12 protein-coding genes and 1 rRNA gene are annotated in these 15,507 nt (G+C 46.7%); all 13 read right to left on the minus strand.

What is annotated here, in order from left to right; genetic code table 11:
- Positions 1-54 precede the first annotated feature (54 nt).
- The 13 genes from QMK20_RS23395 to QMK20_RS23450 all read right to left on the minus strand — a co-directional run bounded on the left by QMK20_RS23395 (position 55) and on the right by QMK20_RS23450 (position 15,489).
- A 16S ribosomal RNA gene (locus QMK20_RS23395) occupies positions 55-1,612 on the minus strand.
- Positions 1,613-2,007: 395 nt separating this feature from the next.
- On the minus strand, positions 2,008-4,023 hold the full coding sequence (ligA, locus tag QMK20_RS23400) for an NAD-dependent DNA ligase LigA (protein WP_283653478.1): 2,016 nt from the start codon (positions 4,021-4,023) through the stop codon (positions 2,008-2,010).
- 87 nt (positions 4,024-4,110) lie between these two features.
- Positions 4,111-6,435, minus strand: coding sequence for a DNA helicase PcrA (pcrA, locus tag QMK20_RS23405; protein ID WP_283653479.1), 2,325 nt, complete (start codon positions 6,433-6,435; stop codon positions 4,111-4,113).
- Positions 6,436-6,476: 41 nt separating this feature from the next.
- The gene (gene pcrB / locus QMK20_RS23410; RefSeq protein WP_459542286.1) at positions 6,477-7,169 is read right to left on the minus strand and encodes a heptaprenylglyceryl phosphate synthase; all 693 of its coding nucleotides are present in this window, start codon (positions 7,167-7,169) and stop codon (positions 6,477-6,479) included.
- Positions 7,170-7,315: 146 nt separating this feature from the next.
- Positions 7,316-8,188 (minus strand): phosphatidylinositol-specific phospholipase C/glycerophosphodiester phosphodiesterase family protein, encoded by an 873-nt coding sequence (locus QMK20_RS23415; protein WP_283653480.1) that lies wholly within the window; start codon positions 8,186-8,188, stop codon positions 7,316-7,318.
- 106 nt (positions 8,189-8,294) lie between these two features.
- Positions 8,295-9,695, minus strand: a complete 1,401-nt coding sequence (locus QMK20_RS23420; protein WP_283653481.1) for an undecaprenyl-phosphate glucose phosphotransferase — start codon at positions 9,693-9,695, stop codon at positions 8,295-8,297.
- Complete coding sequence (locus QMK20_RS23425; RefSeq protein ID WP_283653482.1) at positions 9,692-10,600, minus strand: glycosyltransferase family 2 protein; 909 nt, start codon at positions 10,598-10,600, stop codon at positions 9,692-9,694. Before QMK20_RS23425 ends, QMK20_RS23420 begins: the two co-directional genes overlap by 4 nt.
- A 269-nt stretch (positions 10,601-10,869) precedes the next feature.
- Complete coding sequence (locus QMK20_RS27800; RefSeq protein WP_219727884.1) at positions 10,870-10,962, minus strand: putative holin-like toxin; 93 nt, start codon at positions 10,960-10,962, stop codon at positions 10,870-10,872.
- Between the two features lie 186 nt (positions 10,963-11,148).
- Entirely contained in the window at positions 11,149-12,087 is a 939-nt protein-coding gene (locus QMK20_RS23430; protein WP_283656334.1) for a glycosyltransferase family 2 protein, read from the minus strand.
- A 165-nt stretch (positions 12,088-12,252) separates the two neighbouring features.
- Positions 12,253-13,125 (minus strand): dTDP-4-dehydrorhamnose reductase, encoded by an 873-nt coding sequence (gene rfbD / locus QMK20_RS23435; RefSeq protein WP_283653483.1) that lies wholly within the window; start codon positions 13,123-13,125, stop codon positions 12,253-12,255.
- 1 nt (position 13,126) lies between these two features.
- Positions 13,127-14,146: a dTDP-glucose 4,6-dehydratase gene (gene rfbB, locus QMK20_RS23440; RefSeq protein WP_283653484.1), complete on the minus strand. Its 1,020-nt coding sequence runs from the start codon at positions 14,144-14,146 to the stop codon at positions 13,127-13,129.
- Between the two features lie 27 nt (positions 14,147-14,173).
- The gene (gene rfbC, locus QMK20_RS23445) at positions 14,174-14,722 is read right to left on the minus strand and encodes a dTDP-4-dehydrorhamnose 3,5-epimerase (protein ID WP_283653485.1); all 549 of its coding nucleotides are present in this window, start codon (positions 14,720-14,722) and stop codon (positions 14,174-14,176) included.
- 23 nt (positions 14,723-14,745) lie between these two features.
- The gene (locus QMK20_RS23450; protein WP_283653486.1) at positions 14,746-15,489 is read right to left on the minus strand and encodes a sugar phosphate nucleotidyltransferase; all 744 of its coding nucleotides are present in this window, start codon (positions 15,487-15,489) and stop codon (positions 14,746-14,748) included.
- Between the last annotated feature and the right edge of the window lie 18 nt (positions 15,490-15,507).

The following is a 15,507-nucleotide window of genomic DNA, read 5'->3' on the forward strand; positions in this document are numbered from 1 at the left end:
CTAATAGATCTGCTTGATTTGAATGTTTCCGTTGCAGGAAACGATTCTCCATAGAAAGGAGGTGATCCAGCCGCACCTTCCGATACGGCTACCTTGTTACGACTTCACCCCAATCATCTACCCCACCTTCGGCGGCTGGCTCCCTTGCGGGTTACCCCACCGACTTCGGGTGTTGTAAACTCTCGTGGTGTGACGGGCGGTGTGTACAAGACCCGGGAACGTATTCACCGCGGCATGCTGATCCGCGATTACTAGCAATTCCGACTTCATGCAGGCGAGTTGCAGCCTGCAATCCGAACTGAGACCGGCTTTTCTAGGATTCGCTCCAGATCGCTCTTTCGCTTCCCGTTGTACCGGCCATTGTAGTACGTGTGTAGCCCAGGTCATAAGGGGCATGATGATTTGACGTCATCCCCACCTTCCTCCGGTTTGTCACCGGCAGTCTGCTTAGAGTGCCCAGCTTGACCTGCTGGCAACTAAGCATAAGGGTTGCGCTCGTTGCGGGACTTAACCCAACATCTCACGACACGAGCTGACGACAACCATGCACCACCTGTCTCCTCTGTCCCGAAGGAAAGCCATATCTCTACAGCGATCAGAGGGATGTCAAGACCTGGTAAGGTTCTTCGCGTTGCTTCGAATTAAACCACATACTCCACTGCTTGTGCGGGTCCCCGTCAATTCCTTTGAGTTTCAGTCTTGCGACCGTACTCCCCAGGCGGAATGCTTAATGTGTTAACTTCGGCACCAAGGGTATCGAAACCCCTAACACCTAGCATTCATCGTTTACGGCGTGGACTACCAGGGTATCTAATCCTGTTTGCTCCCCACGCTTTCGCGCCTCAGCGTCAGTTACAGCCCAGAGAGTCGCCTTCGCCACTGGTGTTCCTCCACATATCTACGCATTTCACCGCTACACGTGGAATTCCACTCTCCTCTTCTGCACTCAAGCTCCCCAGTTTCCAGTGCGACCCGAAGTTGAGCCTCAGGATTAAACACCAGACTTAAAGAGCCGCCTGCGCGCGCTTTACGCCCAATAATTCCGGACAACGCTTGCCCCCTACGTATTACCGCGGCTGCTGGCACGTAGTTAGCCGGGGCTTTCTTCTCAGGTACCGTCACTCTTGTAGCAGTTACTCTACAAGACGTTCTTCCCTGGCAACAGAGCTTTACGATCCGAAAACCTTCATCACTCACGCGGCGTTGCTCCGTCAGGCTTTCGCCCATTGCGGAAGATTCCCTACTGCTGCCTCCCGTAGGAGTCTGGGCCGTGTCTCAGTCCCAGTGTGGCCGATCACCCTCTCAGGTCGGCTACGCATCGTCGCCTTGGTAGGCCTTTACCCCACCAACTAGCTAATGCGCCGCAGGCCCATCCATCAGTGACAGATTGCTCCGTCTTTCCTCCTCTCCCCATGCAGGGAAAGGATGTATCCGGTATTAGCTACCGTTTCCGGTAGTTATCCCAGTCTCATGGGCAGGTTGCCTACGTGTTACTCACCCGTCCGCCGCTAGGTTGTTTTAAAAGCAAGCTTTTAAAACAACCCCGCTCGACTTGCATGTATTAGGCACGCCGCCAGCGTTCGTCCTGAGCCAGGATCAAACTCTCCATTAAAGACCAACCGAAGTTGGTTTATAGAAAGAGCGATTCGCTCATTTTTAATGCTAGCGATTCTTCTTTATATAAAGAAGAAATCTTTATTTTCATCATCCATTTGTTCAGTTTTCAAAGAACTTGTCTGTCCTCGTTTCTTCAACGAGTCAGGAATTAGATCATATCATGTTGGTTGCTTTCTTGTCAAATCTTTTTTTGATTTTCTTTTCAGCATCCTCCGCTTCGAGAAATGTTATTCTCAAAGCAACGTCTAATAATGTAACATGCCTAAAGTTATTTAGCAAGCATTTTTTTAATTTCTTTTTCCCACAGCTATAATACCTCCTACTATAAACAGTAGATAACAAAACAGCCACCCCGTAATAGAACGGAATGGCTGTACTCTTGCAATCTAATTATTCTTGCTCCAGCAGTCTGATGAATTCATCCTCATCTTCTATGGTATCAATTCCGAGCTGTTGGGCCTTGGCCAGCTTACTTCCTGCCTTTTCACCAGCTATGACTAGATCCGTCTTTTTCGATACAGACCCGGTCACATGGGCGCCCAGTGCCTCCAGCTTGGCAGCAGCTTCATCACGCGTAAGTTGATGCAGGGTACCTGTAAGCACAACCGTTTTGCCACTGAAAAAGCTGTCTGTCTTCTTCTCCTGTGGAGCTTGGGGAGCCTGAGCCTTTACCCCTAGGGATAACATCTTTTCAATCCCCGCTTGGGTGAATGGATCAGCAAAGAAGGCAACGATACTCTCAGCTACAATCCCGCCCACATCCGGCAATTCTATTAATTCCTCTACCGTAGCGGACATGACCTTGTGCAAATCACGGTAATGATCAGCCAACATGCGTGTAGTCGCTTTACCGGTATTCGGTATACCAAGGGAATAAAGGAATGAAGCCAAATCCCTCTCTTTACTCTGCTCAAGCGCTGTCAGAAGGTTATTGGCTTTTTTCTCACCAAATCGCTCCAGCTTCACAAGATCATCGAATTGAAGTGTATACAGATCCGCAGGCTCGCGCACTTCCAGTTCGTCATGCAACTGGATTGCCGTTTTGTCGCTGAAGGTTTCAATATCCATGGCATCACGTGACGCAAAATGAGAAATACGAGCCACAATTTGTGGCTTACACCCCAGCTTATTATCGCAGAATAAATGAGCCCCTCGCTGCTGCAACGGGAATCCACAGGCCGGACAATGATCCGGTACGATAATTTCCTCTCCGTCGTCCTCAGACGTAACTTTTCCCAAAATTTCCGGAATGACATCATTCGAACGGCGGATAAACACACGAGCACCCAAAGCGAACTTCAGATTTTTCCGCTCGATATCCCCAGCATTGTTCAGTGTACAATTTTGTACGGTGACTCCCGCCAGCTCTACCGGTTCTACCCTTGCCAGTGGCGTAATTTTACCCGTACGACCTACATTCCACTCAACAGAGTTAAGCACCGTGGTCGTTTCCTCCGCCTCGAACTTATACGCCACTGCCCATCGCGGAAATTTATCGGTATAGCCGAGAACCTCACGTGTGCGCATATCCGTAATTTTGAGTACCGCCCCGTCAATGAGATAATCCAGTCCGGCACGAGACTCTTCGATATCAGTCAGTTGTTCCATAGCATCATCAAAATCGTCAAAGTAAGTCAGATACGGATTCACCTTAAAATGATTGTCACGCAGGAACGTCATCATCTCCTGGTGGCTGCTAAACTGGATGCGGTCCGCGTACCCCACATTGTAGAAAAATGCATTCAATCGTCGCTCTGCTGTTGTTTTGGGATTCAAATTACGCAGAGCGCCTGCTGCGGCGTTGCGTGCATTTTTAAGAGGGTCCACAGCGGTCTCATTATATTTGGCCAGCACAGACAGATTCATAATGCCTTCTCCCTGTACTTCAACGGTCCCATCCTGAAAAGGAATCGTAAGCGGCACGGATTTAATGGTCTTCACCTGTGCCAATATTCCCTCGCCCACCACGCCATTGCCGCGTGTAGAAGCCTGTACCAGCTTCCCGTCGGTATAAGTCAGGTTCAGCGTCAGTCCATCAAATTTAAGCTCTATCGCATATCCTGGAGGCGGTAAAGGCTGCTCCGGGTTCTTGGTGTTGTAATCGTTGACCAGCTTCACGACACGCACGTTCCAGGCACGCAGCTGCTCCACATTCTGTGCTTTATCCAAGCTCCATAACGGGGCCAGATGGCGATGCGGTGTGAAGCCTTTGAGTAACTCCCCGCCCACACGCTGTGTCGGCGAATCCGGCAGCACAAGACCGCTCGTCTGTTCAAGCGCTACCAGCTCGTCATAAAGCACATCATATTCTTTGTCGCTGATCTTGGGCTCATCCAGTGTGTAGTAATGATAATTATATGTGTTCAGCTCAGCAACAAGCTGCTCCATCCTGTGCATTGGGTTCATGCAGGCGTATCCCTCCGGGAACTTCATCAGGGCAGAAGCCTAAGCCAACTGCCGCTGTGAGGTTCGAGATTTAATGATGTTTGAGATTTATTCTACTTTTGTAATCGGTGCAAAGCCAGCCAGCAGGCGTTTAACCCCTACTGGAGCCGGGAAAGCAATCTGAAGCTCCATATCATTGCCTGTACCTTTTACAGCTACAATGGTTCCAATTCCCCACTTGCCATGCTGTACCTTGTCTCCGGCAGCAAAAATGGAGGGGCCTCCTGCCGAAGCAGCCGGAGTTGGTTTCGCGGATGAAGATGTTGTAACGGTTACGCGGGGCGACGTGGAAGCCGACGAACCACTGCGGCTCATCGTATCAAAGGAACGTTCTCCGCCAAAGTTACTACCGTTGGTTTTACCCAGTCCACGTCCGCCATAAGAGCCGCCTACATTGCCGGAGCGGCGATAGCGGTCACGTTTGATAATTGTATCCTCTTTGAGCTCTTCCGGAATCTCTTCAAGAAAGCGGGAAGGCGGATTAGCGGTGGTACGGCCAAACAGCGTGCGCATCTGTGCGCATGTAAGAAACAGTTGCTCCTCTGCACGGGTAATCCCAACATACGCCAATCTGCGCTCTTCCTCCAGCTCTTCATTATCCAAAAAGGCCCGACTGTGAGGGAATACTCCCTCCTCCATACCGACAATAAATACAATCGGAAACTCCAGTCCTTTTGCGCTATGCATGGTCATCAATACAACCGCATCGCTTTGTTCCTCTTCATCGTCATTCATGGAATCAATATCCGCGATAAGAGCAAGATCGGTCAGGAAGGAGACGAGTGACTTGTCCTCCGCTCCTTTTTCAAATTCCATCGTTACCGACAGGAACTCATCAATATTCTCCAGACGTGAGCGTGATTCAAGCGTATTCTCGTTTTGCAGCTCCAGTCGATATTGGCTGGTTTCCAGCATTTTTTCCGTTAACTCGGTGACCGAGAGATAGTCCACCATCCGACTCAAGCCTTCGATCATATCGTAAAACTCTACAAGCGCATTGCGCGTACGTCCGGCAAAGCCCAAATCGTCTACCACCTGCAGCACACGGAAAATAGAAACTCCACGCTCCGCTGCGGCTGCTTGCAATTTACCGACCGTTGTATCCCCAATACTCCGTTTTGGCACATTAATGATTCGGATCAAGCTGATATCGTCATCAGGATTGGAGAGCAGGCGAAGGTACGCCAGCAAGTCCTTAATCTCTTTACGATCATAGAACTTGATGCCGCCAACGATCTGGTACGGAATATCCGATTTGATCAAAATTTCCTCGACCACCCGCGACTGGGCATTGGTACGGTACAAAATAGCATGATGGCTATAGGTTTTGCCTGCATTGATATTTTTATGAATTTCGGAGGCGATAAAATAGCCCTCATCATGCTCCGAGTCAGCCCGGTAAACTTTAATCTTGGCCCCGCCTTCTTTGTCGGTCCATAGTTTCTTCGGCTTGCGGCCCGTATTTTGCCCAATCACTTCATTGGCGGCATTCAGAATATTCGAGGTTGACCGATAGTTTTGCTCCAGCAAAATGGTACGTGCTTCCGGGTAGTCCTCTTCAAAGTTCAAAATGTTGCTGATATCCGCCCCGCGCCAACGATAGATGGACTGATCGCTGTCACCTACTACGCAAATTCGGTGATGCTGGTCAGCCAGCATTTTACACAGCATGTACTGCGCACGGTTCGTATCCTGATATTCATCGACATGAATGTATTGGAATTTCTTCTGATAGAAATCCAGTACCTCAGGCACTTCTTTAAATAGTTGAATCGTTGCCATAATCAGATCATCAAAATCCAGAGAGTTGTTATTTTTGAGACGTTGTTGGTATTTGGTATATACCTTCGCCACAATCCCCTCAAAATAGTCGCCAATCTTGCGCTCATACATTTCAGGAGTGACCAGTTCATTTTTAGCTGTGCTCATCATGGACTGAACCGCTTTGGGTTCGAATTTTTTGGTGTCTATGTTCAGATCCTTCATGCAGTTCCGAATAACAGACAACTGATCTGTAGAATCGAGAATACTGAAATTGGAGGTAAATCCGATCCGCTCGATATCTCGACGCAAAATACGCACACACATGGAGTGAAAGGTGGATACCCACACATCTCTCCCCTGCGGGCCAATCAGCCTGGATACGCGATCCTGCATTTCACGCGCGGCCTTGTTCGTAAAGGTAATTGCCAAAATGCCCCATGGAGCCGTCTTGCGGGTCGCGATGAGGTAGGCAATCCGGTGCGTGAGCACCCGGGTCTTTCCACTGCCTGCGCCAGCCATAATCAGCAACGGTCCGTCTATCGCCTCCACTGCCTGACGCTGAGGCGGATTGAGGCGGGCTACAGCCTCGTGTATATCTATTGATTGCATGCGTGCATGCTCCTTTCTACAAGCTTCCATAAAATCACGTTCTATACTTCCAACTTCACAGCTACCGTCTCCAGTGCTTTCGCCAAGTCACGGTAAATGATGTTCCCTACTACAATGGTGTCACAAACGGCAGCCGCTTGTAACGCGGTAGATTTATCCACGATACCCCCTCCATATAGGACACGGGCGCGCTCCGTACTGCGATGTATTTTTTGTACCAGTTCCATATCTCCAAAGGCACCGCTATACTCCACATATACAATCGGCAGATGCATGAGCTTGTCAGCAACCTCTGCATATGAAGCGGCAGATGAAGCATCGAGTGATGCATCCGCTCCGGTAAGCTTGGCCACCGTGGAATCACCATTCAAAACAATATATCCTTCTGTCACAAGTAAATCCCAAGGGATCATATAACCAAACTGCTCAATCGCACGCTGGTGCTGTCCTACGATCCAATTACTGTCCGTTGTATTGAGCACCATTGGAATCATATACAGATCAAACCCGGGCACCACAGCCTCCAGATCAGACACTTCAAGCACACACGGTACCTCATAACGCCGGATCCGCGACAGCAAATCCACCGTATTTTCATAGGTAACGCCCGACGAGCCTCCTACCATAATGGCATCCGTACCAGACATGCACACGGCATCCAGTCCCTCATCGTCCAGTTCCTTGTCAGGGTCCAGCTTAAATACATGCCTCCATGATTGAATTGAATCTGCCAACACACATTCCTCCAGCATCCATTGTGCTTTTGCCACGATCCGGTCTAACCGGATTCTAATATCCAAAAGCGTTCTATGCTAAGTCTATGACAGTGCACAAAAGGTGTCAATGTTCGTATTCGATGGGAACACTCCGTTCACACATCTCAGGGCCGTAACGCATACAGCCAACTGCGTTTTTGGAGTTCCTTTTCCGTTAAAACATCCGTATAGAATCCGCGCACACCCATCTGTTCGTAGTCAGCGGCATCTTTTAGATCGTTAATTGTATTTACGTAGCACACCGCCCCCGCCTGCCGCAAGCTTTCCACTAAAGCACCACTAACTCTGTTCTCCGGTAAAGTCACTGCTGTTATATCGTTTTGTTGTACAAACCGGATGATTTGGTCGTCCGTATCTTGTGTCGCATAAAGCGTATAAATAATGGAGGTATAGGGATAGATGCTCCGCAGCGTTCGCAGCATTTCTTCGTCATAAATTTGCGGGACAATGCGGGACAAAAGATTCGGATTTTTGTCCTGTGCCTGACGGGTCAGTTGCGCAAATAACTGTTTTATTTGGGCCGGGTCCTGTTCTTTCGTATCCGTCACAACATAGGCATCCGGGTATTTCTCCAACAGATCCAATGCATCATTCCAGTCCACCGGGGTGTAGGAACCATGTATGGGGGTGTTTTTGAATTGCTCGTAGCTCCAGGGCTTCCCGCCCTGTTCTGTACTAACTACCTGCTTCTGCTGCATTTGCTCTGTAAAAGACTCCGTCCATTCATGGCGCGCCACCAAATGTCCGTCCGAAGTAAACATCAGGTCGACCTCAAATACGCGGCTGCCTTTTTTATAATTATTCACAAATGCTTCACGCGCATTGGTATAGGCTAAACCGTCAACGGCTCCCATAGCATGCGAAATCACACGATGGGTGGTAAAACCGGTATGCTCCTCCGTGGATTGCCCTCTGTAAGCCAATAAAAACGTGCCAATCAACATTAATAGAATTACCGCCGCAATCAGTCGTTTCATAGGGTGTCACATCCTTTTCGTACAGGTCAATACCCTGCATGCGCACACTTAAAACAACTTCTAGACACAAAAACACCCTCCGGCTGAACCGAAGGGTGAATCTGGATTAATACGCATTCTTGAAACCGTTGCGGATGGTACGGAAAATAATTTTAATATCGAATAAGAGCGACCAATTCTCAATATAGAAAATATCATGCTTAATCCGTTCCTCAATGGACGTGTCACCACGCAACCCGTTGCTCTGTGCCCAGCCTGTAATACCAGGACGAACATGGTGCTTCACCATATATTTTGGGATTTCCTCGCGGAACTGATCCACGTAATACGGACGTTCCGGGCGGGGGCCGACAACACTCATATCTCCTAGCAACACATTGAAAAACTGTGGCAGCTCATCGAGACTCGTTTTACGAATAAAGGTGCCAAAACGCGTTCGACGTGGGTCATTGGCCGTCGTCCAGCCTGTATCGTCAGTCCCGGGTGGTAGTACCTTCATTGAGCGGAATTTGTACATCATGAAGGTACGCCGATTCAAGCCCACCCGCTCCTGTTTGAAAATGACTGGGCCTCTCGATGTCGTCATCACGCCAATTGCCACTGCCAGCATAACCGGAGAAGTCAGAATAATAGCGAACAATGAGAACAGAATATCGAACGAACGCTTAAACAATCGGTTCCCCGCCACATCCAGCGGAATATCCCGTACATTGATCATTGGCATGCCTGCAAAGTTATCAAAATACGGTCGAGCTGGCAGATAATCGAAAAAGTCAGGAATAATGAGCGTACGTACCCCTGCCTTTTCACACATGTTGATAATCTTGGGATACTTATCATGTGCATCCAGCGGAAGAGCCAAAATGACCTCGTCAATCATCATACGCGACAGCGTAGCTTCTAACTGATCCAACCCTCCAAGAATCGGGCGAAAATGCGCTTCTTCCTCTTCATCCCAGTGGCGTTTATCATCGAGGAATCCCACCACTTCATATCCCAGATCAGGATACTGTCCAAGATTATGATAAAAGCGTTGGCCCAGAGTACCCGCCCCGAGAATGAGCATGAACTGCTTGTTATAGCCTTTTTGGCGGAGAGCTTTAAGTACCTGTTTCAAAAAATACCGATAAAATAAAATAAGCAGTACGTTCCCAATCATATAGATCGCCAGATAGGACCGTGAAATGTCGATTTGCTTCACGAAGAACATGACACTCAACAGCACGAACAGGCCAACAATATGAATCTGGGTGACGCGAAATACGTCGTCTGCAAACCGTTTTTTACGTTTGGGTGAATAGAGAGAGAATAACATCCCCAGCACCACGGCAATCAGACCGTAGATTAAGCTCCAGCCTCCATATACTTGAATAGGAAGCGGCTCTTGATAGGTAATCCATTCACTTTCAAATTTGAAGAACCAGGCGATCAGAAAGGATAACTGAATGACCGCGAAATCCGCCACAATATACAATTGGGTTAAAAAACGTTGATTTCTGCGTATCATACTTTCACCTCGGTACGAGATTGTTCGCCACTGTCCGGCTTGGCCGGTGCAGTGAGCTTATTTTTCAAAAAGGCCATTCCAAATTTCACTGTAATTCCCGCGTATACAGCCATGTTCGTGATCCAGCTATACTGCTGTTTATAATGCTTGCGGTGAAATACCCACATGGCTCTATGAAACTCGTAAATAATTTTCAAAGGACGACGACGAGCGCTGCCACCTTTGATATGAATAATATATGTGCGCGGATAGTAGTAAATGCCCCATCCCGCCTGCTTAATCCGGTAACACCAGTCAATGTCCTCGCCATACATGAAAAAGGTTTCGTCCAAGCCGCCGACCTGCTCAATCGTCTCCCGACGCACCAGCATAAAAGCACCCACCAGCACATCCACTGGATACTCATCATCCGGGCTTAAGTGCCCGAGCTGGTATTGATTGTACTTGGGGTTATCCGGGTAACGCTTCGACCAGCCGAAGGCGTAATAAAAGGAGGCAGACGGCGTTGGAAACCCACGCTTACAGGCCTTATCCAGCGAACCATCCGGCAAAATAACCTTGCAGCCCGATGCCCCTATCTCCGGATGCGTGTCCATGAACCGAATCATCGTATCGAGCGTGTGCGGTTGCACCAACGTATCGGAGTTCAGCAACAATACGTAACGCCCGTCCGCTACCTCGATGCCCTGATTGTTTGCCTTGGCAAAACCTGTGTTATCCTCATTGGCAATCAACGTAATCTCCGGATATGCAGCACGAATGGCTTCCACAGACCCATCATTGGAGTGATTGTCGATAACAATCACTTCATATCGATATTGCGTCTCTGACGCATACACCGACTGCAAACAATCCAGCGTCAAACGGCATGTATTATAGTTGACGACCAGTATGCTTACATCCATATTTAAAACGCTCCTGACAAATTCAGTAATCTATTCTACTATCGACTATTATAACATACCCAACAGATCACGGGGCGCAAAAAACCACATAACTTGTAACCTTACACAGTTAGCAGGATTTTGCAAAATTCTTGAGGTATAAAAATCATCGTGGTAAGATATACATGGAAAAAGGGCTGGTGCCAGCCAGCCCCTGCGCAACCAACGCTCCAAGAGCGGACGGTTTTGGAACATCAGGCCGAAAATAGACCCTTCCTTTCGGGGGCGGTCTATTTTCGTTTGTTAAACTCTAACAGTGTGACGATCAACGCCCCGAACGTCAGCATTAAACTGAGCGCCTCAAACACTGTCACAGGCTTCACCCCCCTCCTCGGGAGAGTTAGCCGACCGCCCTTGCCAGCCTATATCGGTTGCACCCTTCAATTATACTATATTTTTCCATAAAGGAACATGTATTCGATGGATTTTTATCTAGTATTCATTTGTACCTTTGATTATTTGACGCTTCTAGATGGAAAAAGTTGCAATATTTTTTTCTTTCCATATCTCTATAATTTCCCCAGTATGAAAACTAGCTTATAGATCCAGTTGTCCATTTGTGACTGTCTATAAAAGGGAGTGTGCCGAATATATTTCACACGGGAAAATATGCCCTTTTGGTAGCTTTCCAGGAACTGATCCATATCTTTATACATTTGAGGAGACATGTCTTGTCCATAAAGTTGAATAAATTGCTGGGCTTGTTTGCTTAAAATATAGCGATTTTTTCCTTTTATAAATCTACTTAGTCTTTTCCTCCACTTACTAACCCAGCCATCAGTAGAACCTCCCAACACATTGTTTTGATGCTGCCGATACAAAATGGACGGCTCGGGGTCAAAAACAACCTCACCAAAAGAGGAGGTGCATAAGTAAATCCACCAGTCATGCATAATAATGTTATCCAAAGAAGTCGGAATTCTCTTTTTCACGAGCTCGAGTGTTTCTTTATTGATCACCATGGTACAACCTACACACACATTCTCAATGAGAGCATTATAGAAGGATACAGGTCGTGGGATGTCAGCTGGCCATACTTTGAGTGGTTCCAATGTTTGAGAGACCATTTGTGTAGCAGAACAGTACATCAGCGGCCGACTTCCATCCTGATCCCTGAGATGAGACACAGCCTGAGCGAGTTTGTTCGGCATCCACACATCATCCTGATCACAAAAAGCATAATAGTCGAATGTCTCAGACGATCTTTGAATCAAATCAAAAAAGCTTTTAATAACCCCTACATTGCTCTCGAGGCATAAAATAATCTGTTGAGGATAACGTTGCTTCAGCACTCTCAACTTGGCAACCGTATCATCTGTCGAGCCATCATCACGAATTAGAATCTGAACTTCTACGTCTTTTTGATTGATGAGACTTTCTATTTGCTCATCTAAATAAGCTGCTCCATTATATGTAGACAATAAAATTTGTATGTTAGGTCTGTTCAGAGTAATGACCTCCTTCTTTTAAAATGTGTAATAGAGGGACAATAGGTTCCATCTGCTTATACATTATAAATGCTCAGCGTCCTTAATCAACATAGGCTTTAATATAATAAAATCTCCCAATCATGAACTGATGGGAGATTGCTGATATTTATAATAAGGTTTTAATTACTCGGATTTACTAAGACACTCCTGCAAAAAATCACGCAATCCCTCACGCCAGTCGCGCAAATCATTTAACCCGTTGGTTCGGATCGCTATATGCTCCATAACAGAGTTGCGTGGCCGCGCTGCCGGTCTGGGGAATTGCTCTGTGCTGCAAGGCTCCAATTTCGCTGTGATCTTGGCATCTAATATTTCCGCCGCATCCTGTAAAATAGCTTGCGTAAATTCATACCAGGTACAGGAGCCACTATTGGATGCATGGTATACGCCATACTTCTCCGTTTGAATCAATTCCGCCAAAAAACGTGCCAAATCCACTGTATAGGTAGGTGAACCCTTCTGATCATTCACCACCTGCAGGAGCGGCTTCTCCTGACCAAGCTTCAGCATCGTTTTGACAAAATTGTTCCCGTGAAATCCATATACCCAAGATGTACGAACAATAAAATACCTAGAGGAAAGTGTATGGGTCAATACCTCTCCTGCCCGTTTGGACTTTCCGTAGATACTCTGCGGATTGGTATTATCGTACTCATGATATGGCTCTTTTGCCGTTCCATCGAACACATAATCTGTGCTGATATAAACCAGCTTGGCTCCAACCTTTTCCGCAGCCAGCGCCATATTACGTGTACCTGCCGCGTTGACTTGATAAGCCCCGTCTACATCGGTCTCCGCTGCATCCACAGCCGTATACGCTGCACAGTGGATTACGGCGTCAGGTTGATATTGTCCTACAATCTTCACCGTCTGCTGCAAATCCGTGATATCTAATTGTTCGCGATCGTAACCCAGGACATCATGTCCTTGCTCCTGAAAAACCTTTACTACATCTTTACCAAGTTGACCGGATGTTCCAGTAACTAATACCTTCATTCTACCCATCCCCCAAGCGGGAACCGTACTGCTTTGCATAGTATTGTTGATATTCGCCAGATTGAATGCGAGTCCACCATTCTTCATTGTCCAGATACCAGCGAATCGTTTCTATAATGCCGGTTTCAAAAGAGTGCTTTGGCTTCCAGCCCAGCTCATTCATGGTCTTCGTTGGATCAATGCCATAACGGCGGTCATGTCCTGGACGATCCTGCACATACGAAATCAGAGATTCTGGCTTGCCCAGCTCCTCTAATACCGTTTTGACGATATGCACATTTGTCCGCTCGTTATTTCCCCCGATATTGTATACTTCACCCAGTTTACCTTGATGAATGACTAGATCAATTGCGCTGCAATGATCCTCTACATACAACCAATCGCGAATGTTCAAGCCATCCCCGTATACAGGTAACTGTTGATCGCTCAGTGCACGGGAGATCATTAGCGGGATCAATTTTTCAGGAAATTGGTATGGACCATAGTTGTTAGAACAACGCGTGATATTCACTGGTAAACCGAAGGTTTCATGATATGCACGAACTAGCAGATCGCCACCTGCCTTGGATGCAGAATAAGGACTATTAGGCTGCAACGGAGTTTCCTCCGTAAACAAGCCTGTTTCTCCCAAAGATCCATACACCTCATCTGTTGATACCTGTACAAACTTGGTCACGTTATATTTCTTGGCTGCGTCCAGTAGCACTTGCGTACCCAATACGTTTGTTTTCACAAATACTTCCGGTTCCAAAATACTCCGATCCACATGTGACTCCGCTGCAAAATTAACTACCACATCGATTCCCTGCTGCATCAACTGATCAATCGCTTGTGCGTCGGTAATATCTATTTTGATGAAGCTATGTTTGGGATTATTTTCAATGGATTTCAAATTTTCCAGGTTACCTGCATAGGTAAGAGCATCTATATTTACAATTTCGTAATCTGGATGGTGTTTTAGCATATACAATACAAAGTTACTGCCTATAAATCCGGCCCCGCCGGTGACAAGAAGTTTCATACAGACCTCCTAAATCTTATTATTCCTCTAATCAAAATTAATGTCTGCGTCAGCCAGTGCTGGATGCTTCTGATCCTTCTCCGAAAGAATAGCATGAGAAGTTGGCCAATCAATCCCTAGTGCAGGATCATTCCACAGAATTCCACGATCATTTTCAGGTGAATAATACTCGTCTACCTTATACAGCACTTGAGTGTTAGGAACAAGCGTACAGAACCCATGAGCAAAACCCTTAGGCACCAGTAGCTGACGTCTATTATGCTCGCTTAAGATGACTCCGACCCATTGACCGAACGTCGGAGAACTTTTACGAATATCCAAAATCACATCGTAGATAGCTCCAGAAAGCACACGAATGAGTTTGGTCTGCGCTTTAGGATTAAGTTGGTAATGCAAGCCACGAATCACACCGGCTTCTGCAGACAAGGATTGGTTATCTTGAATAAAAGCATGGTCTATTCCGTTTTCTTTCATGATCTGTTCATTGTAACTTTCCATAAAAAATCCACGGTGATCACCATGAACCACGGGTTCAATGATTTTTGCACCTTCTAGTTTCAAAGGGATTACCTTCATTTCGTTCGCATCCTCCCTTTATTTTAAAGCTTTAGCTTTCCAAACTCTTCACCAAACACGATATCCTTAGCCAATTCATTAGCTCGCGCAAGAGATGGGTGAGTTCCTGCATCTGTCCACCAGCCTTGAAGAATATCATACGTCAATGTTCCATTAGCAATATATGCATTGTTAACATCAGTGATCTCAAGTTCTCCCCGAGCTGAAGGTTCGAGCGTTTTTACAATTTCAAACACACTATGATCGAACATATAAATGCCTGTTACAGCATAATCACTTTTTGGTTCTTTAGGTTTTTCTTCAATTGACACAATACGCTCCCCTTGAAGCTCGGCCACTCCAAAACGATGTGGATCCTGTACCTGTTGAAGAAGAATTTTTGCACCCGTGGTTTGATTACGAAAATTATCCACGAAAGGTGCAATATCATCTTCAAACACATTATCGCCTAAAATAACAACCATTTGATCATCACCTACAAATTGTTCAGCCAGATCAAGAGCTTGTGCGATCCCGCCTGCCTCATCCTGAACTTTATAAGTGAATGTTACGTCCATCTCACGACCGCTGCCAAGAAGGTTAACAACATCCCCCATATGTTCTTTACCTGTAACAATAAGGATATCTTGAATGTCAGCTTGCTTGAGCTTGTATACAGAATGGAAAATCATTGGATACTTACCAACGGGTAATAAATGCTTATTAGTTACTTTAGTTAAGGGGTATAGACGTGAGCCTGTACCACCTGCAAGAATTATACCTTTCATCAAAAATCCTCCCGATTT

This window comes from Paenibacillus sp. RC334 (assembly GCF_030034735.1).
Classification (GTDB): Bacteria; Bacillota; Bacilli; order Paenibacillales; family Paenibacillaceae; genus Paenibacillus; species Paenibacillus terrae_A.

Excerpts from the sequence above, each read along its gene's own strand:
- rfbB (WP_283653484.1), bottom strand. The coding sequence starts at position 14,146 with ATGAAACTTCTTGTCACCGGCGGGGCCGGATTTATAGGCAGTAACTTT.
- ligA (WP_283653478.1), bottom strand. The coding sequence starts at position 4,023 with ATGAACCCAATGCACAGGATGGAGCAGCTTGTTGCTGAGCTGAACACA.
- rfbD (WP_283653483.1), bottom strand. The coding sequence starts at position 13,125 with ATGAAGGTATTAGTTACTGGAACATCCGGTCAACTTGGTAAAGATGTA.
- QMK20_RS23450 (WP_283653486.1), bottom strand. The coding sequence starts at position 15,489 with ATGAAAGGTATAATTCTTGCAGGTGGTACAGGCTCACGTCTATACCCC.
- QMK20_RS23420 (WP_283653481.1), bottom strand. The coding sequence starts at position 9,695 with ATGATACGCAGAAATCAACGTTTTTTAACCCAATTGTATATTGTGGCG.
- QMK20_RS23415 (WP_283653480.1), bottom strand. The coding sequence starts at position 8,188 with ATGAAACGACTGATTGCGGCGGTAATTCTATTAATGTTGATTGGCACG.
- rfbC (WP_283653485.1), bottom strand. The coding sequence starts at position 14,722 with ATGAAGGTAATCCCTTTGAAACTAGAAGGTGCAAAAATCATTGAACCC.
- QMK20_RS23425 (WP_283653482.1), bottom strand. The coding sequence starts at position 10,600 with ATGGATGTAAGCATACTGGTCGTCAACTATAATACATGCCGTTTGACG.
- pcrA (WP_283653479.1), bottom strand. The coding sequence starts at position 6,435 with ATGCAATCAATAGATATACACGAGGCTGTAGCCCGCCTCAATCCGCCT.